This is a genomic window from Granulicella sp. L60, assembly GCF_009765825.1.
Taxonomy (GTDB): domain Bacteria; phylum Acidobacteriota; class Terriglobia; order Terriglobales; family Acidobacteriaceae; genus Edaphobacter.
In genome coordinates this window covers 276,144-296,115 of the sequence record NZ_LMUR01000015.1, presented here as the reverse complement: position 1 = coordinate 296,115, position 19,972 = coordinate 276,144, and the positions used below count along the sequence as shown (strand labels likewise).

Below are 19,972 nucleotides of genomic sequence, written 5' to 3'. Positions count from 1 at the left end.
TAGTCAGCTAGCCTCAGGCGCAGACTCCAGGTCTGCCGTAAGTCCCTGCCGTTGCGAGTTCGCCAACTCAGCCTCTTCTTCTCGGCACAGAGGGTATGCAAATGTAATTGCAATCAAAATCCATAACACGTAGCCATTTTGACCCCAGGAGTACATTCCAACGCTATACATTTGGAAATAAAATACGAGCAAATTCACTAATAGCATCAGGCTTAAATACCTGTCCGGAGCGGGCAGCATTTGATAATCCCGTAAAGCCCGCCAAGCAGGTTTTAGCAGGATAGAGATGATAATGCAGAGACCAACAAATCCAGTTTCTAGCATTAGCTCTGCCCAAGAACTGTCGCAGCTAAGAAACAGGTGAGGACTCCCTAAAAAGTCGTCTACGATCTGAAGATCATAAAAAGATTCCAATCCATAGCCCCATATAGCTCGAGTGGGACTTTGCAGTAGCTTATTCGTCACCGCATGTTGCAGTGCGTACCTATATTCATACGAGGTACCCGTACTAGTATTCATATCGAAGGAGTTATCGTAAATCCCTTTGACGGTTCCCCATATCCCCGGGCGAATGACCGTGGCAACGACCGCCAAAGCAGCAATTATAAGGATATTCTTTCTCATTTTGTGACGCGAGAAGATAGCCAGCAAAAAACAGCCTAACATAACATCAAGCCACGGACCTCGACTGCTTGTCTTATAGATGTTAAGGAACATTAGCATCAATCCGAACCAAAGAAGGGTGACTTGCCACGATTTTTCTACCATTGTCACAAGGTATAAAGTAATAACGATCGCCATCGCCAAGGCGGCTCCAAATAGTATCGGATGATCGAAAGTAGACTGCACGCGAGTCTCTCTTTCCATCTCCATCGTGGAAAAGTGATGACTAGCCTTTGGGAAAAAAGTAAGCACGTTGCTGGCTCCATACGCTTCAAAGGCTCCAAAAACAGAACAAACAATCATAGCCACCACAATAGCGAAGAGAATCTTGTGAATGGTTTCTGTTTTTGAGATTGCTCTCCAATACACAAAATATAGAGCATAGTACTCAACGATTATTGAGGCGGCCTTTTTAAGGCTCATCAATGGCACAACTGAGTTAGCGGTGGAGAGCAGACACCAACATACATGCAACAGGATCAGCGCCTTGAGCGGCATCGGCAACCTGATTTGCCGACCAGCAATGCCTGACCTAGAAAAATAGAGGATAAGCAGCAGCCCGATAATCAACCGCTGAGTGGTAAGCTCGAATAAACCCAAAGGTATGCTGGACTCGATCGGTACTAAAACTAACATAAGGGAAGCCGCCGGCAAGGCTGCTTCCACTCCTGAAGTCAGGCTCACTCGACACAGCCAAAAAATAATGATTAAGTCGATAACAATTACCAGCGCCATATTTTCCATATTGGTGAAGCAACATATTGATGTCGGCGTAATTCAAAAAATAGTGTTATTTAAACAACAAATACCAAAGCGTTTTAGGATTTAGGACTAGTAAGACTCGAGCCAATTGCTGATTTCGTCTCGTCCGTTTGAATTTGGAGTCTCGTAAGCGTATTTGATGTGTCCTATAGCTGCGAAGAAATCCAGCAAAAAAACACCTCGCATTGGCAGGGCTATCCACGGCCAGCTTCACGGTCTTCAAAAATACAAATGCTGGATGGCTCCAGGTTAAGTACTCGGCTCTCCCTCGCTCCCAATAGATGCGGCTTGCATGCAAACCTTCGCCAGTTGGTCTCCTATGGATCACTTGTATATCGCTGAGGCTGCGAGTCCGCCATCCTCGACTCCATGCATACACCTCGTCGATGGTGTCCCAGCCAATCTCAGTACCAAGACCGCCCAACTGCTCGAAGCATTCACGTCTGTACATCTTTAGTGCGCCCCGGACATGATATTCAGGAGCCTTCTCTAGTATTAATATGCCGTTCTTACGGATGAACAGACTGCCACCTGCAATCCCCAGTTTCGGATCTTGGTAAAATTCTTCCAAAAGTCGGGAAAAATAGTCTTTCTCGAACAAAAGATCGGCGTCGAAGCGAGCTAGATAATCAAACTGCGACAGGTCAAGCCTCTCCAACGCGGATATGATTGCCCCTTCCCCCCCCGGTCTCCGCGCAGAGCGCGCAGGTAATTCAAGTAATTCGATAAACTCAAAGTTTTCACAGTATCTCTGCACAATAACTGATGTTCTATCTGTTGAGCCGTCATCGACGATAATCCATTTCGCTGGCCGCTTTTGTTGCGCAATAATGGAGAGAATCATCGCCTCTACATAGTCTTCTTCGTCTCTTAAAGGCGTGATTAAAGCAATACGCGGATGCGTTTCGGTACCGCTCGTGTTGAATGAACTGGTTTTCAAGGGATTACACACAACTAGATCGGTTGATTTGCTATTCAATTTAAACTTCCAACCCGATAGCCCACCGGAAGATGCATGCCCATTTTCGATAGCTGAATTGCCAACTTGTGGTCTTATGTACTGTGCCGCGAAATGGAAGAAGACTAATAATTAGTATTAGACGAAGCACTGCTGAAAACACAAGGCAAAATCGGTAAAGAAAGGAGTACCATTCCCCTCTTGTGACAGAAAAAAACTGTAATATGGCTTCTTGCTGGTGAAGATTGGCAAAATAGTCTCCCTGTAGCGCCGAACTTTTCCCACCATGGTGGACCACTTCACAATCGTTTATGTATTGAATAGCGTAGCCCGATGTAGTTACCCGATGACATAAGTCAATATCTTCGACATACATGAAATATTTATCGTCAAACTTCCCCACCTGTAGAAATACCTCTCGCTTGATCATCAAACAAGCTCCTGAGATCACATCCACTCGGACGGGCTTCGTATTACTTACGAACAATGGTCGCATACCCCATAATTGTGATGTCGGAAACTTATTTCGCAAAAGCTCAGAGTCCAGTAGCTGATTCAAGATTGTTGGGTATGTTCTAATACAGCTCGACTGTAGCGACCCATCGCTATTGATTAATCTTGAACCCACTGCACCGTTTTTTTTGTTTAACCCTAGCTCGCTAGCCATACGCGTGAAGACATCACTATGGATTTCGGTATCAGGGTTGAGAAATAGTAGATAGTCCCCGTGAGACAGCTCATAGCCAAGGTTGCTACCACGAGCAAAGCCCAGATTCTCTTTACTACGATAAAGTAACGTATTTGGAAATTCAGTTCGGATAAGTTCTGCGCAGCTATCGTCATGCGAGGCATTGTCCACGACAATGACATCAACGCTGATTCCTTTTGTTTCTCTGTACACAGAATCGAGACAAAGATGCAGATAGTCTGTTGAATTCCAATTTACAATAATGATTGATAGGCTCGTCATAGTTCTGTCGCTATGTTAGGTTCGCGGTCTTGCTTTACTTGTAGCATGTTCGATTTATATAGCAGCTACGCATGAACTTATAAAGTGATTGCGGCAGATGCAGCCAGTCGTACTCACCCTTAAGCTTAGCTTCAAATAGCCTGATATCATCATGCTCATTTATCGGAATTCGCGGCAAGAAATACCTATCATTTGTCTGATTAGCCCCGCCTAGAACAGTAGTGACACCGTACTCGTACCCCGTGCTTTCCAAACACTGCCGTAGCTGTTCTAGAAATATACTTTCGTGCTCCGGGAAAGCATAAGGATAGCTGAATGAGTTAACGGGTCTCCCAAGTTTATCTTCAATAGTTTGCTTCGAACCCTTAAGTTCTCGACCTACATCTCTCAGATGCAAGTTGTTCAAATGGGAGTGACTGACTGTATGTGATCCGATTTCAATTCCCAACGATTCGATTTCTCTTACTTCACTCCATGTCATAAAATCTTTAGCAGCAAGCCTGGTCGAGGCGGACCCAATAAAACCGGAGACAACAAACATCGTTGCAGTAAGCTGATGCTCCTGCAAAATCGGTATCGCATGTGTGTAGAAATCACGAAATCCATCGTCAAATGTAATAACTACTACTCCTTGCAGATTTGCGCCAGAATTTATCATCTGCACTGCGGCTTTGAGATCTATGGTCCTATAGCCGTGTTCACGCAGATGCCGCATCTGACGTGCAAAAATAGTCGGAGATGTATTTGTTTCGAAATATGGGTGGGTAACCCCAGTGATGTCATTGATACCGTGATACATAAGCACGGGTATTCTGCTGGCGTTAGAGCAACCAATCACGCGACGAACCGGTTGAGCCAGGTTAAGGGTCACCGTACGATCTAGCCGAAAAGAAGAAGACATAGACTTTGACCCTAATCAATTAGCGATGCGTCTAATCGGCTTCGGAGTTCGGCTCGTCCGCAAACAGAGACCTTCAACCAATTGAAGATAAAGTTGTTTTTTTTCATGCCAATTGTGGTTTTTAACATAAGCTGAAGCATTGCTAGCTAAAAACTGCCTTAGTTTGATATCCCGACGCAGAAGCAATATAGCATTTGCTAAATCTAATGAGTTCTCTGATTCAAAAAATTTAACTCTGGATTCATTATGATAATAAGTGTCTACCTTTGTCCGCGCGACGATAACTGGAACTCCAAGGGACATGAACTCCATAATTTTGGTGCTCATTGCTTCATTTCCAAATTCCGAGCTTGCCCGCTTCGGCACGACTGATAGATCTGAGAGAGCCATTACCTCGGCTATCTGGTTGCAGGTAAGAAATTCGTGAAAGATAACTATCTGCGATAAGCCAAGTTGTAAACTCAAATCAACCAGAGCGGGCTTTGCCGGGCCCTCTCCGTAAATGTGAAACTCCAAATCCGGTATTTCGTCTTTGATTTTGGCAACCGCGTGAATAGCAATATCCAATCCCTGATGAGCATTTAGAGTGCCGGGATAAGTAATCAAAAACTTCTCTTTGACCGCAACAGATCGATTGCGAGGACGAAACACCTCGGAATCTGGATAGTTCACTATCGCTGTACATCGGTCAGCCCTCGCAGACCTTTTTATCAGGCGTTCATACCACAAATCGTTGGCAATGATCACGTGATCTGAAAATCGTACGGATATATATTCTGCCAACAGTAGTAATCTGAATTTCAGTGATTTCTTGTCAGCTCTAAATTTTTCGGCGAAGAATTCTGGAAGGACATCGTGAATGTCGAGGATGACTTTTGCCCCTAGCAGCCTCGGTACTGCTGCGGCAAAGACTAGGAAATCGGGTACAGAGTGCACATGGATAACGTCGTAAGATTTTGAAAGATGTTTTCGAGTGAGAACGAAAGCAGAGACAAACAAGAACCGCATGACACGAATTAAGTAGTCAAACCAGTTGCGCTCATTTCTCTGTCGCAATTGGATTCGGTATACATTGACTCCTTGCAAAACTTCAAAGGTCGATGCGCCCTCCCGTCTTAGCGCGATGACATCCACCAAGTCGCCGCGCTCTGCAAGTGTCTTAGCATATCTCAAGATACGCATATCACTTTCATAGAAAGAGTACGCTAGCATGCAGACTTTCATATAACTCCAAAAGTAATCTATTAGAATCGTGGCCGTCCTAACTACCATGCTTCACAGAACAAAACTATCTGCTAACGTGGAATCGTCGAATATAGAGTCGGCGCACTATTACCCGTTTCACCGTACCGAGGATGGTCCTTGTCTTTCGGCCCATCGGGAGCCGCAGCCAACCACGAATTAAAGAGAACCCACTGAATTGGGGAAATGGAATAGCAAACAGTCTTAGACCGAGCAGCCGCCCAAAAATTTCAGTTCGACGGCGCAGCAAGTTGCCTTGCGCAGCAAAGACGCTGCTTGCAGAAGCTGGCTGCAACTGCACATAGTTTGCATTGATTGCTCCCTGAAGAATTCGCTTGCCTTTCTCTGTACGAACAACAACGAGCGATAAGCCAGGATTTTCGCTGTCTGTAGAGTTCTCCCATGCATCTCCGCAGGAGATGTCGGCCAATTGTCCAAGTCCATCGGGACAGAGATTGCAGCGGAGCGACCGATAGTGAGTTAATTCACCCCAGGACTCAGAGTATGAGAGGGATTGCTCGCGTTTCTTGTCGTCATAGACTATCCTGAACCGTCCCGGCCATCCTTCCCCACGATAGCGTACAGAATCGATTAGTTTCGGATTGACTTTTAGCGATTCGGCCAAATCTAACGTTCCCTGCGTGCTTGGCGTTCCAGCGCAGAAGAAAGTCAAGACAAGCCCGAGATTGCGATCGAGCTTTGGGCGATCACGACGTAGCATGGAAACGGCGGAGGCATCGCAAGGTTTGCCAATAAACACGCACGGGCTGTCACTCTCTTCGATTGCTGCAAGGCCCTCGCAGGGTGACGCAGGTGCGTAGCGAGAACCTGTACGTGCCACGAGCTCATCACGCGTACTGCTCTTTACAGTCTTATTCTCCCAAGGACGGTCTTCATTAATGCCTGTATGCAGCACAAAATTCATATTTTCGTGTTCCAGACAGTAAAGTGCTAGTGCTGTAAGTATTCCGCCTGATGACGCGCGATAACGAATCTCAGAGTCGCTGGCGTGACCTTCCCATATTTCCATGGCCGGCCCAAATGCATGATCCGCCTCGGTGCGCATAGGCGAGGACCTCGTTGCCATATTATTAGTATTGGCATCAACGATGTAACCTGGGCAGATGGAAAGACACTTCGTGCAAGTTGCACAAGTGGAAGAGTTGAATCTCGGACGTATACCCACTGCGTCAATATTGACGAGAGAGATTGACCCTTCAGAGCACGCATAATAACACGCACCGCAACCCGTACAGAGGTTCCAATCAACTACATCACTTAGGTTCTGGATGCGGGCCATTCGCTCCTCCCGTAGGTTGATATACATTCGCTTTGCTTAGACATTTTCATGGCCATTGCATACTCTTCATAGGCGGCCGACATTAACAAAAACTTACATTTGGCCAAATTCGTGGCGCTGACAAATTTTTGTGCTGTGTCTCTCCTGATTTCACGGGTTGACTCTCTCTCCAGAACATCGATGAATGCGTCATATGTCCTATAATTTTCCGTGAAATTATTACGGTTCTGCAGCGCAATCGCCATGGCATTACTTGTCAATTTATAGTGCAGCATAACCCCAGATATGTCTGCCACACTCGCATTGTTAACAAAATGAACGTGTGGAAATAGCTTGATCTCTCCTCCAAGCAAAAACAATGAGTGTTTTGTCAGCAAGCAATCATTTCCATATAACGTTTTTCTGATCCCACCCCAATACAGAGGAGTCTGTCTGTCAGCAAGTTTATTGGCATAACCATACTTGGTCACTACGGGCGAAGTGCAGTAGTCGGTCTTTGCTATGTCCGAAAGATCATAATATTGATAGGCGCTTTTAACATCCTCATTCTGCTCGTTGGTGAGATGAGAAATAGGCCTATCTGAAAACATGTCTAGAAGTTGTGTCGTTGCCGCTGTGTAGTCATATAGATTCAAGTAAGCAAGAAATGCTTGTAAACCGACAATGTTGGAAAGTGGATAATCAAAGAACTCATCAATATCCGCATCTAGGCACCATCCGGTCCTAACCAATCGCTCAGCTAAATATTTTTTAAATAATCGCTGATGTGAGCTAATCGGCAGGGTGGACTGGCATATGCTGACATTGCCATAGCTTCTGGCGATTGAAAGTGTCTGGTCGCTCGACCCATTGTCTAAGAAGAATATATGACGAAACCCCATCTCCGAATAGTGTTTAATGAAGGATTCAATATAAAATGCGCCATTCTTCACTACACATGTCACCACCGCTTCTTCATTTGAGCATTGAATACTTCTCGGACCGTAGACATGAACAATGTTCATTGCAGCGAACCATTCGCGTGCTTGCTGTCTCCACTCGGAAGGCAATAACTTCTTGAGAAGTTCTTTTGCAAACATCGTAATCGCTTTCCTTGTTTGAGGGTATCGACACACGATCGCCAAGTTTCTTTCTGCGTAACGCCTTATAAATACCCATCACCCGTAACCCGATAAGATGGTGTATTTGGATCTAATTTTTACGAAGCTATTTGATGGGGTAACTGTTGAGAGTGCGGCGTACGATGCTCAAGACGACGCCGGCGTTGAAAATATCCTGCGAGCGATGGAGCACAAGCGCTGATGAGTACTTTGGCGAGATCCAAGCCAGAGGGAGTAAATGCAAGGGCTTCTATTGCTTTACGTCTTGCGTTGGAGTAATCGCGGCTTCGCGTATAACAGAGGCTTTGTTCATATAAGCTCTTGACAATAAAATGTCGGATTCGCGCCAAAACGTCTGATCGAGCATCCGTTGAGCGCGCATACACCTCCCAAAAGAGCTCGAGACGCAGTCGTGCAGATTCGCGCGCATAAACGGGATCCGCTGGCCGAACCAGATTGTCGTCGCCTGGCTCTCCACGCTCCACCAGAGGCTCTCGGACTATGGTAAATTTTCCTTCCCCTGCCAAACGAAACCAAAGACGTATATCTTCGCAAATCCTCATTCGCTCATCAAACTGTCCACAACGGCGCAAAGCGCCTTTGCGTCCGATGCAGGTGGAAGTCCATATGCCGCCCCCCCCGGGGCGCAATAGCGTAGCGAGAGGGTCGTCCAGAACACTTATGGCGGAATCAAGTCGCAAATTGATCTCCTCAAAACGACTTGCTGGTGCAACGATACCCCGTTGAGCCCAGTTCGAATATGAGAGCACAACGCCGGGTATACTCAGCGATGGAATCTGCCGCTCGAGCTTCGTTGGCAACCAACGGTCATCGCTGTCTAGGAAAGCTACTATTTCGTGCTGAGAGGCGTTAATGCCTTTGTTTCTTGCTGCCGCCGGTCCCGAATTCGTTTGTTGAAGAAGGCGGATTCGGGAGCCATACCGTGCACTTAGGACTCCCGCAGTTCCATCTGAAGAACCATCGTCAATGACAATTACCTCTCGGCACTCCTTAGGGTAATTTTGTCCGAGAACACTATCAATAGCATGAACAACCTTTGCCACACGGTTAAAGGTCGGAATAATAATCGATACCGGAGGTAACTCAATTCTTGTCATTGTCGGTGAAACACCTTTCGGAAACTACATTTTTCATACTGTCCGGCTATTCGATCGTCTGATCAACTGCCAGCGATAAAGCGGTTATTCTATGTAACTCGGCTGCTACATTCTTCTAAACACTGCATAGCCATTGCGGTGACTAGGGTTATAGGCTAGCACCGAATAATTTCTATCTTCGCTGAGTTTCCTAACAAGCTGATACCTGTTGTTATGGTTCATATCATTGACTACGATTATCCTTGCATCGAATGCTTCATCATCGGGCGTCCACATACTATGATGATCCTTACCAGTAAGGACAACCATTCCGAACGAACTATTACAGGTGGCTTCGTCTATTCTTTGATAATAATTAATAAAAGATGCATTTCTTGCGCTATTTTTTAGTTTAGTAAGCTCATTTTGCAAATGATTAATACAAATGACATCAGGACGAGTTGGGTTTTGTTGGGCTCCGAATAGGCACGCCTCAGTAGCACCTTCCCCAGCAACTGCTCCGAGCACCAGAATGTTATTGACATTCCCCTCGCGTGAGACATCCTCGATACACTTGTAGAGTTCATCATTTCTTATGGCTGATATGCGATATGGCAGCACATAGCCATATCTATTCTCGAACTTATGGATCAACACTCTAGCATGCTTGCGGAGTCGACTCGATACTTTATTAATCGTCCGATTGCTTCTATTTGTAATGGCTAACGCTAAGTATAGTTTGTTAGTCTGTAAAACACCCAATAGTGCTCTCGACGGTACAAGACATGATGCCTGTCTGGCGGTCCTTTTACCTGCTTGCCACTCTTCAGGAGCTGATGTCAAGCACTTAGCGACTCTATCTACGAGATCTACCCGTCCACAGGCCCTCAGCATTGAACAGATGGAGCCTGACCAATCTCGAACCATAAATTCCGGAAGTTGATGAACGCTGAAACGACGGCCTAAAGTCGAGTCGCTCATATCACAGACGGTCCGTTGAAGTACGCCTGCAATCAAAGTACGTATGCGATCCACTTCGGGATGACGAAGTCTCGGGTATTGTAGTGAACTCTTCGCTGCCTCGTTAAACCGGCCTAGGCAAAGAAGTGTGATGAGATGATATATCCACTCCCATGGATCAGGCTCGATTGAGCAAAGCCTCTCGCTGCTTTTGAGCAGTTCATCGATCCATTTCAATGCTGCGCCAGGTTTCCCCATATATAGGCTACATATGGCAACTCGTAGCTTTGCCTCTGGAAGTAGCGGAAGATAAGCTAATGCTTGCATATAGAAATGCTCCGCCGATCCATAGTTGGCAGATCCGAGTTCGTAATCTCCTTTTTGCAGCAAAACTCTATCTATTCCATTGCTGACTACATGGGACGATGCTGTCCCGGCCCTGCTGTCTGCAATCGACAGGGGGCCAAACGGTCCACGTTGAATTATGTGTTGGTACGGATGCAAGCAACTTTTCAAAGTCAGCCACTGCAATATTTGATCGCGTTGCTTAATTGTGTGTCGAGCTTGAACCAGATCGAACCCTGCGGCGATTATTAGCTCCATCTCATCTTTATGACGGAACAGGTAGTCCAAGGCCTCGATGACATTACTGACGTCGGCATAGATGCAGTTCTTTCCATTTACAAATCCAGCCGATGTTACTGCTGCAGTATCCTCAGTTATCAAGCAACTTCTTGATGCTGGAATTTCGAAATGTTTGCGGACTATATCGTTTGTTACAGTTCCGCAGGTTGGTGCGCACCACGATGCATTTAGCAGCCTTGCATATTGCTCGCCGAACAACATACGTGACGTCGTCGCTTTGGTACCCCAACCAAAGTGCGGACACGTCAGCGAAGGATAATACTGAGCGACACATTTACAGATGCGATTACGCCAGGGATACTGCGGAGCCTGACTTCCGGTGAATAATACGGGGATAACTTTTCGTTCACCGTAGTCGCGATACAGTTCAGTGTCAACAGCATTTGGCCACACATATAGTTGGTCGGCAATCTCTGGAGTGTACTCCGCCATTGAAACCGAGAGGGTGAAAAATGTGTCCACGCCCCACTGCGCCATATCAGCTATGAACGCTCGACGGCTGCCACACATTGCATCGGCATGGCAGAAGCCGAGTTTCGGAATCTTCGAGTTGGTGAATATGTTTCTGATGGTTCTAGCGATTCCGCTTACGTATACTCCCGACTCAAAGAGTGTTAGATCGGGATGATACCTGTCACAAATCTCGCTGTAATCGCACTGTCCGCTAATCACAGTGACATCAAAAAATTGCGCCAAACACTTAACATGCTGATCTAAATGTAGCTGGATATAGCCTGCCGTATCGGTGTTTGTCCACCGAAAGAATACGAGTTTAGGTTTACATATCTCGGTCATCAGGTTTGCAAAATTCCTGGATTTGGGAAACGCACTAAATTAGTGACTGGAGCTACCTATATCTCTCACTTGCACCAATGAATCTTAGAGTTTTCTTCACAATCAATGATAGTTTTTAACTTACTATCGTAGATTTAATAGAACTAACTTTAGTTGCGCAAGTGATTTGTGAATGCGAGGCGGCAGGTCGTCGATGGAAACTATAGTAAGAAGAGTTCGGACTGAGTAAGCTGCCGTCAGAGATATCGCCAGTGTGCCAAAAACAATAGACCATAAAAACGGCAATATGTAGTGAGCACAAAATACCAAGGTAATTGAAGAAAAAAAGAATAATCCTGTTCGCATGTTCGCGGCCGACCAGTAAAAGCCGCTGAGACGGCGGACTACCGGATAGATCAACACCAAATGAAACACGTAAGATCCAAAGAATGCTATGCCGGCCCCGTTCACACCCATAAAAGTAATGCAAATCCAAGCTAAGCTCATTGCCACGATAGTCCAGGCCAGCTCACAAAAGAAAAATGTCTTTTGCTTTCCTTTCGCGACGATGATGAACCCCATGGGCCAAGTAATTATTTGAAGCGTGACGCCGAGGCAGATCCAACGTAGGACGCCGACGGCAGCGCCGAATTTTGCGGAATAGAAGAGCGCAATCACAAGTGGTGCAAAGGTGAGAGTTCCAATAATCCCCGGCACTGCCAACAGCAGACCTACCAAGGTTTGCTCGTTGACTAACCGATTGCATTCGGAGTTGTTTTTAGCATTGACAGTGAGACGTGGATAGAAATCCGCTCCCATGGCCTGCAAAATAAAACCAACATATAAGCCGCCAATAGTCCAGGCTGACTGATACAGGCCCGTCGCCTCAAGGCCTACCTTGTGAAGCACTGTAATACGAACGAGATACGCGACTCCCATCGTCATGAGACCGCTTGCCATAAAAGCAAAGCCGAGCTTCAACAACGCCGCCGCTTCTTCTCCGATCTGGGTGAGGGTCATGGGCGGACTATCCGCATGGAGCTTTCGGCTGAACCACCATGAAGTCGCAATCGACGTTGTTGCCACGCACACCAGAGATGGAACCACACCATTGGCGCGGAAGAAATAGACTATGGGAATACTGATGCATGTGCCAAAAATTGCCCCTAAAAAGCTCATCTTAGCAAGGTCGCCAATTCTTCTCATTCCCTGGACCAGTGCCCCTTGACCGGCAGATATTAACTTTAGAAATACCACAACTGCCAGAAGGCAAACTGCGGGAGCATGCTGAACGCCGCCGAAGGTTAACCGAGATACCTGCTTGGAAAATACAATAAGCAGTAGAGCTCCCATTACCCCGAGTGCAACGGACGCGCGACGCAGGACAGCACTGGTTCTTGCAATCTTCTCCATGTCGTCCATGCCAGAAGCTTCGGCAATTTGACGTACGCCACTACTGTTGATACCCATTCCCGCAATGCTCTGGGTAAGATCGGCGATCAATCCATAGAGTCCGAATAGGCCAAATCCAGCAGGACCAAGGAGCACTGCCATAGCCTTACTACGAATGATCCCGAATCCTATATTCAAAATCGAAGAACCGCCAATTACGGCAGAAGATTTCAGTATCTGGTTATAACTTCCCCTTGCGACAGGCACTTTCCCTGCCGCTTGGAGCGGCGTCGGTGCTGGAGTTATCAAGTCCCCTTTGTCGTAAGATACTGATGACATGTTAGATCGCCGCGAGAAGATATTTGGCTGTTATTTGCCAACTGCTCAGGTTCATGGCTGCGTTGCGATCAGTGCCATGTGAAGGAGACCAAAGCAGCTAATAGGCGCCACGGCCGAACATCGCCGCGGGTGTCTGCATCAAGATTTTTAGATCGACCCACAAACATCTTATTTTTGCGTACTTTAGATCCATGCGTACCATTTCATCGAAGGTCGTACGTGACCTCCCTTCAACCTGCCACAAGCCAGTTAACCCTGGCTTTAGCTCTAATACGCGACGTTTATGCCAGGTTTGATACCTTTCGTACTCATACGGAAGTGGTGGTCGTGGCCCTACAAGAGACATGTCATTCATAAGTACATTCACGAACTGGGGTAGTTCATCGAGGCTGGTCTTGCGCAGCAATTGGCCAAGCGTAGTTACCCTGGGATCGTGAATCAATTTATAGATCCCCTTACCGAGGTCTCCGCCGCCTGCAATTAGCTTTGTAACGTACTCCCGATGTATTCCCGAGTCATTGTTGACATACATAGTACGGAATTTATAAAAATTAAATTCATTTCCATATTGGCCCACTCGTCTTTGACAAAAAAGAATTGGTCCTTCTGACGTTAATTTCACAAGCAGTGCAATGAGGGCGAATGCCGGAAGAAATACGATGAGAAAGACGAGACTTCCAAAGATATCCAAAGTTCTTTTTAGAACTAGACTATGACATTTCGGATCGTGCCGGCCCGAGAGGTCCGGGTAGAGAATAACGTTCCCTTCGTCATTTGAAGATCGTTTTTCCCCTTCCTGCGGGAATACGCGGAAGACTAACTTTAGTCGACGGTATTTCTCGAGACTTATGGCCCGCTTCACCGCAACTGAGATTTTTTGAATGATAGTGTCGATGGTTACGATGTCAGTTTGGCAAATCTCCGTCATGAGGAGGCCTAACGTCAGGCCTCGTTTATACCACCCGAGCACATCGGTCTCCCTGGTACTAGAAGAGATCGCAGCGACAATATTATTGAGCAACGTCTCGTCCGACCCGAAATGAAAATCTTCACCACTTATAAGAACAAGCACAAACCGCTTTCCGGAACGTTCGCTCCTACGACGCTCGAGCCGAAGCATCTGTACAAAAACAACCTCTTGAAGCACGACTGCCTGAAGCTGATCCTCAAAAGATGCCGCAAAATCATCTTTGGAATAAGCTTTCTTTATCCACGGCAACAACGTTGATTTTTGAGTAGCCATCCAAATGATCCTTAGAATATTGGGATATCAGGCGATAATTTGAAGCTGCGTTGATGGTGACCAGTGTTCTTGTGCAGGATACGTAATAGATGCTAAGTTTCTTAGAAGCAAGCTCACACCTCATCGAACCGATCCATCCGATTCGTGTTGGACTCACTGTCGACCCTGTGTCCCCAATTGGGTTAAATGTCTACGTTGGATATCATGCTGAGCACTAAGCGGCTCCAACAATCGAACGTCGATCTCGATTGCTACAGATTGATTAATCAGCGAGATAGGAACTATCAGTCTGCGATCGTTCTTACACCGCGAAACCAAGCCCTCTAAGCCCTGTAGCACGCCTGATCGAACCCTGACACGATCTCCAACTTCGAGAGATAGACATGACTCTAAAGTAATGCCTCGCTCCACGCAGAGCCTGACTGCCTCGATCTCGGAGTCTTCGATTGGGGCGGGTGTGCCGTTGAATGACAGCATCCTGATCACCCCTGGGATGGTAAATACTTTGCTTCGCTCTCTCAGGTCGATTCGTGCAAATACGTATCCCGGGAAGACTGGGGTTTGAATTCGTACCCGCCGGTCTTTCCAGCGGCTTTCAGTGACAAAAGTGGGAAGAAAAGCTTCAACAGACTTTGATTCGAGCTGTTGTGTCACAACTTTTTCATGGCGCGGGTAGGTATATACGGCATACCAATGAGGGCGATCACTCGCGGCTGGATTTAAGATTGAGGCGTAGTTCGACAACGACTCCGCTAGACAGCTCATTGCCCCTCCCAAATCGCGTCAACCAATACTAGGCAACGCTTCGCGATGGTAACCTACAGTGGTCACTGTGAAAACCTAAGTTCAGGCTAAATTTGCACCAAATACCATATATAAAGTCGAATAAAGCGGAACAGTTAGCGTGCATCGAGATCGGGGCCGAGCTGTCAATTCTGATCAGGGCGCTCTTGTTCTGACTCAATAACCTAAGCAATTGGAATGCCAGCTGAACTTGCACATTCGCAATATGGCAAGATATTACATGTCTATGTTCGGTCCCCAACGACCGTATTCATAGGCTTCACCAACCATGGGGTAAGATCAAGCTTTTTAGGGGGGCAGAATGTCGATTCTTTTCATTAATCGATATTCTTGCTTATCAGCTGGGGACGGTTTCCACGAGAAATGGGAAGTTTCCTCAAGGTTCAGATCAGGGAAGCTCTTGGCCGTAATGACCGATCTAAAACTACCTGATTGGATTCGCGAAACCTATTTTCAACAACTTGACGGCAGTCACTGCCCGTAAAATGACAGGGACAAAACTTCTGAGGAGGCGAAGGCCTCGGTATTCTGCCGTCAAATCGACGAGATCAATCGGCTTCTTCGCCCGAATAACCCGGTGAATCGTGGCATAACAAGTGTGCAAGGAGTTGTTCAACTCAAGATCTTACCAAGACGTTGGTCACCATGACGTAGAAAATTGTGAGGCCTATTTGCAGTGGACGAGATAAAAAGAAGCATCCGACGAGTTTTCAAGGTCTAAGTAAGCAGTTCCAAATCCTAACGCCATTCGGGCCATCCTAGGAATTGGCGGAGGTGATTCAGCAGATGGGTCGAACTTATGCAACGACCTGCATAATCGTCACCAAAAATCTTCACATCAACAACGCAGGAGAGACTGTGAATGAAAGCCATGACTACTACCGCAGGATAAGATTTTTTTAAGCACCAAAATGAAGGGCGGGAGCCAGACTCGTAGATTACATTGAAACCGCCTCTGTGGTATTAATTGCCTGAACGCTGAACGGATATCTCAGTGGTAGAACATGTGAGCCAAATCCTCCCAAATGCGTGCAGACAAAACTTCACTTCCGTTTCAATTGAAAGGTTTCGACTCGACACAGAGTATGCGCCGCATTAAGGAAGTACTTGGTATAGCCCTACCATCCCACCCATGAAGTGATCGTTTACATGGCAGTGGAAAAGCCAGGTTCCTTCATTGTCTGGCACCATATCCGCGGTGGCCATCGCCATGGGTCCTAGAAAGAGTGAGTCCATTCTCATTTTGTTCCAGACCACGGTGTTTCCGTGCCAATGAGCCATGTGAATGTCATCCTCGTTGCTGTTGGAAAGTAAATACCAACGGACACGCTCGCCTTTCCTCATCGTCAGCAAAGGAAGATTGGCCTCTATATAGCCGTTGATCGTGTAGAGCAGATTCTGCTCGCGAAGCAAGGGGTTTGCAGCCTTTGAGCGCATAGCTCGCCCTTGCTTTCCCGAGTTGCCTTCGAAGAACCAGCTATCGGTCTCATCAAATATTGCGAAGTCCGTAATGAACTCTTTATCCACGTCCTTCGGCGATCCATCAGGCCGGGCCAAACCGCGAGCCGTAACGATAATAGGACCAATAAGACCAGTGTTTATGTCCGTGGATTCCACAAAGTGCGAATGGTACATCCACAATACTGAGCTTTGATCCATGACTGCGGGTCCACTTCGTTCCGGCGCAGTCCAGATATAAGTATAAGTCCTACCAGGACCGACTCTGTCATCTTCTTTCACAATCCCGGAAGTTCCATCGTTATACAAGGCTCCTTCTGCATCTTTTTTGTACTCCAGACCGTGTGGATGCATAGTAACCGAGAGATGAGTATTGTTTCTAAAAACAACGCGTATCGAGTCGCCAACCTCTGCGCGAATTAGCGGGCCCAGAATGCCCAGATGTTCCCACTGCCGGGTATGAATCTTCAGTGTTTTGAAGGTAGCATCGGTGTATTCGCGATAGATGGCCTTATGATATATGCGATGGCGTCCTGCTCCACCAGCCTCGTCTTCGGCCGTCTCAACATGCGGTACCCCAGCCAAGTTACGTCCCCGTGGCGTGTAATCCCAGTCGACCTCATCTGCGGCTATGTAGTACGTGCGGACGATCCCAGGCCTACCCTCATCATATGTCGGCATCTTACCGTTATCTTTGAGCACATTTGCCGGCACTTCCGCGGACTTTTGGTTGTTAGGTGGCATTGGCATAGATTCCTGAGCGTTACTCGGAATGCCAACCAGAGTCAGGAGCACGACCAAAGAGATACCGCGATATCGCCGACTATTCAACACTTCCCTCTTTTCTCTAAAATAGAGATGGATGATCGTTCCGAAGCCTAGCAAGGAAGCTATTCAAGCTAGACTATGAGCAAAGGCAACTCAATTACCTTTCCTAGCCCACGCTGCAATGCCAGGATACAAGTTGGACAAGAGCACACCGCAGATGCAATAAATGCACTAACTCAATGGATATTCGGGTTCTTTCTGTGCAATTTAGTCTTTACGGCTACCGTAGTAACCGTAGTACGAGCCACCGATGATAGGAGAGTCATTCATGATCATCCCCCAGAGTTTGGGCCCCAATATCTCAAGAGATGGTGGGACCATCGATTTATCCGTTTTTCCGGAACGTATCACCATAAGCGCCCCATCTACGTTTGCTACGACCTCGGCAACGTCCGACATGGGGATTATCGGTGCAAAATCTAGAATTACCCATTGGAACATGGCGCGGAGATCAGTCAAGAGCGGAATTAGAGCTGTGGGTGACAGAAGCTCCCCAGGCGAGATAAGACGCCTTTTAATACCTAGTACATACAGCGAACGATCCCCTAATTGACGAATAGATTGGCTGACAGTCCGCTTACCAGCCAGCACTTCCTCGACGCCATCCTCTTCGAACGCAAAGCCTAGTGTAGGACCAATTCCTGGAGCCCTAAAATCTAGATCAACCAGGCAAGTACGCTGCCCAGCCTCTGCAAGACACCAGGCGAGATTGACCGAGGTTAGGGTCTTTCCCTCACCTGGACTTGGGCTCGTGATCAAAACTGTTCCGCCATCTGGATGGAGCGTGCAGAGTCGACGACGCAGTATTTTATACTGCTCCACCGCAAGCCCCGTGGGCTCAGTCAAGAAAACCAGGCGGGACTTTTTGTTCGGCTGGATTGTAATCATCCGTCTCCCTGGCGTCATGCGTAGAGGGGTGCTATCGACTAAACGAACTGCGTTTGCTGTATGCAGCCCTAGAGTTGAACTCATAAAATAGGCCTAACCTTAAGCAGAAAGATAACTAACGCTGTACATGCAATCACTGACACTAAAACTGTCTGAACTGTGATCATCCGTCCACGATGCAGATCAGCTCTGCTCGTAATCGGCGGGATTGTTCCAAGAACTTGGATTTTAAGCGGAAGCATTCCCTTCAGTTCGGCCTCGGACTTAATCGAGCCGCTCATTAAATAAATACATATCGTTATCCCTGCTGGCAGAAGGAGAGCTAGAGCCATGACACCAGCCATTAGCAGGATTCGGTCTGGTTTAATCGGCTTTTCGGGAGTCTTGGCAGTATCCAGAACCGTAAATCGTTGTCCCTGTTGCTTGCGTTCCAACTCCTCGGACATTCCCGCGGAGAATGTCTTGTCGAGTAGAGACTGATAGTTCTGTCTCGACACTTCGTAGTTGCGCGTGAGTTCAGCGAGTTGGGTTTCGAGAACTGGTACGGAATCTACTTTTCCCTGATAAGACTGAATCTGTTGTTGAAGAGCCGCCTGCTGCAGTTTGCGCCGCTGCAATTCCTTGTCGATGAGAGTGAGACGGACTTGAGTGTTAGAGTCGTACGAATCAACAGAGTCTGCAGGAGGTTCAGGCATTGCCGCTAACCGTGCGTTTAGATTCTTGAGCTGTTCCGTCGCAGCAATGACGTCCGGATACGTATCTGTGAACTGTCTCTTCAGATTCCAAAGCTCGCCATCCAAACGGCGCTTTTCCTGAAGCATGCGTCCCCGCTCAGTAAGCGAAGCGGTGTCGCGCGCTTCTGTAGGCTTCACTTGGGCTAACAAGATTCGCTCTTGGTCGAGCCTGCTGATCGTGTCCGCATTTGTCTGGACGTCAGCCTGCAATCGGGACAATGCCTGCAAATTAGAGTTGACTTGGTCTGGGGTAGCCCCAGAATGTTTCATTCTAAAGTCCTCAAGCTGCCCCTCTTGCTCCTCGAGACTTTTTCTGGCTTGTCCCAATTCGGTTGAAAGGAACTGTGAGGTGCCGAGTGCTTGCTGCTCGCGCACCTTAAGATTCCAATCTATGAAACTTGAAGCAAGCTGATTCGCTATATTCGCCACAAGCGATCGATCCTCGTCCTCGTACGAGATGCTAAAGCTACTCAGTCCCTGCTCCGGGGGGGGAGTTAGCTTTAGCTCTATTGTCGTCTTCTGGCGCATGTATTCTATGACTTCTTCCCTTGACCACTTTTTACGCAGATCGGGATAGAGATTGTTCTTGTCTACGATCTCTTGCAGTCTGGAGGTGCTGAGTACTTGTTGCGTCAACGTGTTCATACGTGCATTTGGATCGGAGGTAACTGTTGAGGCGACATAGCGCTCAGGAATTTTCTGCGGATCTACCAAGATTGTAGTTTTAGCGCGATAGACGTCAGGTAGCAGAGATACGCCAACTATGCCGAAAACCGCAAGGAGAAGCGAAGACAAAAATACGATATGACCATGCTTCTTCAGGGCTTCCAGACATTGCCTGATCGACATAGATGAGCCGTCTGGATTGACTTGTCTCTGATTCATGAGTCCTCTCAATATTAAAATTGCAACTT

At 47.1% G+C, this 19,972-nt stretch carries 15 protein-coding genes and 1 pseudogene; all 16 read right to left on the bottom strand.

Annotated elements, in window-relative coordinates:
- Positions 1-3: 3 nt before the first annotated feature.
- The 16 genes and pseudogenes from GSQ82_RS08435 to GSQ82_RS08365 all read right to left on the bottom strand — a co-directional run bounded on the left by GSQ82_RS08435 (position 4) and on the right by GSQ82_RS08365 (position 19,943).
- Positions 4-1,398 carry an O-antigen ligase gene (locus GSQ82_RS08435; protein ID WP_158791840.1) on the bottom strand — a complete coding sequence of 465 codons (1,395 nt, stop codon included), beginning with the start codon at positions 1,396-1,398 and terminating at the stop codon, positions 4-6.
- 55 nt (positions 1,399-1,453) lie between these two features.
- Positions 1,454-2,404 (bottom strand): glycosyltransferase family 2 protein, encoded by a 951-nt coding sequence (locus GSQ82_RS08430; RefSeq protein WP_158791839.1) that lies wholly within the window; start codon positions 2,402-2,404, stop codon positions 1,454-1,456.
- A gap of 1 nt (position 2,405) precedes the next feature.
- Positions 2,406-3,353, bottom strand: a complete 948-nt coding sequence (locus GSQ82_RS08425; RefSeq protein WP_158791838.1) for a glycosyltransferase family 2 protein — start codon at positions 3,351-3,353, stop codon at positions 2,406-2,408.
- Positions 3,354-3,387: 34 nt separating this feature from the next.
- Positions 3,388-4,224, bottom strand: a complete 837-nt coding sequence (locus GSQ82_RS08420) for a polysaccharide deacetylase family protein (protein ID WP_158791837.1) — start codon at positions 4,222-4,224, stop codon at positions 3,388-3,390.
- A gap of 45 nt (positions 4,225-4,269) precedes the next feature.
- Positions 4,270-5,436: a glycosyltransferase gene (locus GSQ82_RS08415; protein ID WP_158791836.1), complete on the bottom strand. Its 1,167-nt coding sequence runs from the start codon at positions 5,434-5,436 to the stop codon at positions 4,270-4,272.
- Between the two features lie 106 nt (positions 5,437-5,542).
- Positions 5,543-6,562 (bottom strand): Coenzyme F420 hydrogenase/dehydrogenase, beta subunit C-terminal domain, encoded by a 1,020-nt coding sequence (locus GSQ82_RS08410; protein ID WP_254061511.1) that lies wholly within the window; start codon positions 6,560-6,562, stop codon positions 5,543-5,545.
- A gap of 60 nt (positions 6,563-6,622) precedes the next feature.
- Positions 6,623-6,796 (bottom strand): annotated as a pseudogene (locus GSQ82_RS25670) (4Fe-4S dicluster domain-containing protein); the annotation flags it as partial.
- On the bottom strand, positions 6,775-7,875 hold the full coding sequence (locus GSQ82_RS08405; protein ID WP_158791834.1) for a glycosyltransferase family 2 protein: 1,101 nt from the start codon (positions 7,873-7,875) through the stop codon (positions 6,775-6,777). The gene GSQ82_RS08405 and the pseudogene GSQ82_RS25670, both read right to left, overlap by 22 nt.
- Positions 7,876-7,994: 119 nt before the next feature.
- Positions 7,995-9,014, bottom strand: a complete 1,020-nt coding sequence (locus GSQ82_RS25665; protein ID WP_158791833.1) for a glycosyltransferase family A protein — start codon at positions 9,012-9,014, stop codon at positions 7,995-7,997.
- A gap of 105 nt (positions 9,015-9,119) precedes the next feature.
- Positions 9,120-11,393: a glycosyltransferase gene (locus GSQ82_RS08395; RefSeq protein WP_158791832.1), complete on the bottom strand. Its 2,274-nt coding sequence runs from the start codon at positions 11,391-11,393 to the stop codon at positions 9,120-9,122.
- 123 nt (positions 11,394-11,516) lie between these two features.
- A complete protein-coding gene (locus GSQ82_RS08390; protein WP_158791831.1) occupies positions 11,517-13,103 on the bottom strand; it encodes an O-antigen translocase in 1,587 nt (528 codons plus the stop codon).
- A gap of 97 nt (positions 13,104-13,200) precedes the next feature.
- Complete coding sequence (locus GSQ82_RS08385) at positions 13,201-14,346, bottom strand: sugar transferase (protein WP_216847047.1); 1,146 nt, start codon at positions 14,344-14,346, stop codon at positions 13,201-13,203.
- A 153-nt stretch (positions 14,347-14,499) separates the two neighbouring features.
- Positions 14,500-15,111 (bottom strand): UpxY family transcription antiterminator, encoded by a 612-nt coding sequence (locus GSQ82_RS25660; RefSeq protein WP_158791830.1) that lies wholly within the window; start codon positions 15,109-15,111, stop codon positions 14,500-14,502.
- Positions 15,112-16,245: 1,134 nt separating this feature from the next.
- Positions 16,246-17,352 carry a multicopper oxidase domain-containing protein gene (locus tag GSQ82_RS08375; RefSeq protein WP_254061510.1) on the bottom strand — a complete coding sequence of 369 codons (1,107 nt, stop codon included), beginning with the start codon at positions 17,350-17,352 and terminating at the stop codon, positions 16,246-16,248.
- Between the two features lie 291 nt (positions 17,353-17,643).
- Complete coding sequence (locus GSQ82_RS08370; RefSeq protein ID WP_158791828.1) at positions 17,644-18,324, bottom strand: CpsD/CapB family tyrosine-protein kinase; 681 nt, start codon at positions 18,322-18,324, stop codon at positions 17,644-17,646.
- 80 nt (positions 18,325-18,404) lie between these two features.
- Positions 18,405-19,943: a GNVR domain-containing protein gene (locus GSQ82_RS08365; RefSeq protein WP_158791827.1), complete on the bottom strand. Its 1,539-nt coding sequence runs from the start codon at positions 19,941-19,943 to the stop codon at positions 18,405-18,407.
- Positions 19,944-19,972: the final 29 nt, after the last annotated feature.

Bases quoted from the DNA above. Each gene is read 5' to 3' on its own strand.
- GSQ82_RS08435 (WP_158791840.1), bottom strand. From the start codon at position 1,398: ATGGCGCTGGTAATTGTTATCGACTTAATCATTATTTTTTGGCTGTGT.
- GSQ82_RS08425 (WP_158791838.1), bottom strand. From the start codon at position 3,353: ATGACGAGCCTATCAATCATTATTGTAAATTGGAATTCAACAGACTAT.
- GSQ82_RS08415 (WP_158791836.1), bottom strand. From the start codon at position 5,436: ATGCGTATCTTGAGATATGCTAAGACACTTGCAGAGCGCGGCGACTTG.
- GSQ82_RS08410 (WP_254061511.1), bottom strand. From the start codon at position 6,562: ATGCGCACCGAGGCGGATCATGCATTTGGGCCGGCCATGGAAATATGG.
- GSQ82_RS08405 (WP_158791834.1), bottom strand. From the start codon at position 7,875: ATGTTTGCAAAAGAACTTCTCAAGAAGTTATTGCCTTCCGAGTGGAGA.
- GSQ82_RS25665 (WP_158791833.1), bottom strand. From the start codon at position 9,014: ATGACAAGAATTGAGTTACCTCCGGTATCGATTATTATTCCGACCTTT.
- GSQ82_RS08395 (WP_158791832.1), bottom strand. From the start codon at position 11,393: ATGACCGAGATATGTAAACCTAAACTCGTATTCTTTCGGTGGACAAAC.
- GSQ82_RS08390 (WP_158791831.1), bottom strand. From the start codon at position 13,103: ATGTCATCAGTATCTTACGACAAAGGGGACTTGATAACTCCAGCACCG.
- GSQ82_RS08385 (WP_216847047.1), bottom strand. From the start codon at position 14,346: ATGGCTACTCAAAAATCAACGTTGTTGCCGTGGATAAAGAAAGCTTAT.
- GSQ82_RS25660 (WP_158791830.1), bottom strand. From the start codon at position 15,111: ATGAGCTGTCTAGCGGAGTCGTTGTCGAACTACGCCTCAATCTTAAAT.
- GSQ82_RS08375 (WP_254061510.1), bottom strand. From the start codon at position 17,352: ATGCCACCTAACAACCAAAAGTCCGCGGAAGTGCCGGCAAATGTGCTC.
- GSQ82_RS08370 (WP_158791828.1), bottom strand. From the start codon at position 18,324: ATGATTACAATCCAGCCGAACAAAAAGTCCCGCCTGGTTTTCTTGACT.
- GSQ82_RS08365 (WP_158791827.1), bottom strand. From the start codon at position 19,943: ATGAATCAGAGACAAGTCAATCCAGACGGCTCATCTATGTCGATCAGG.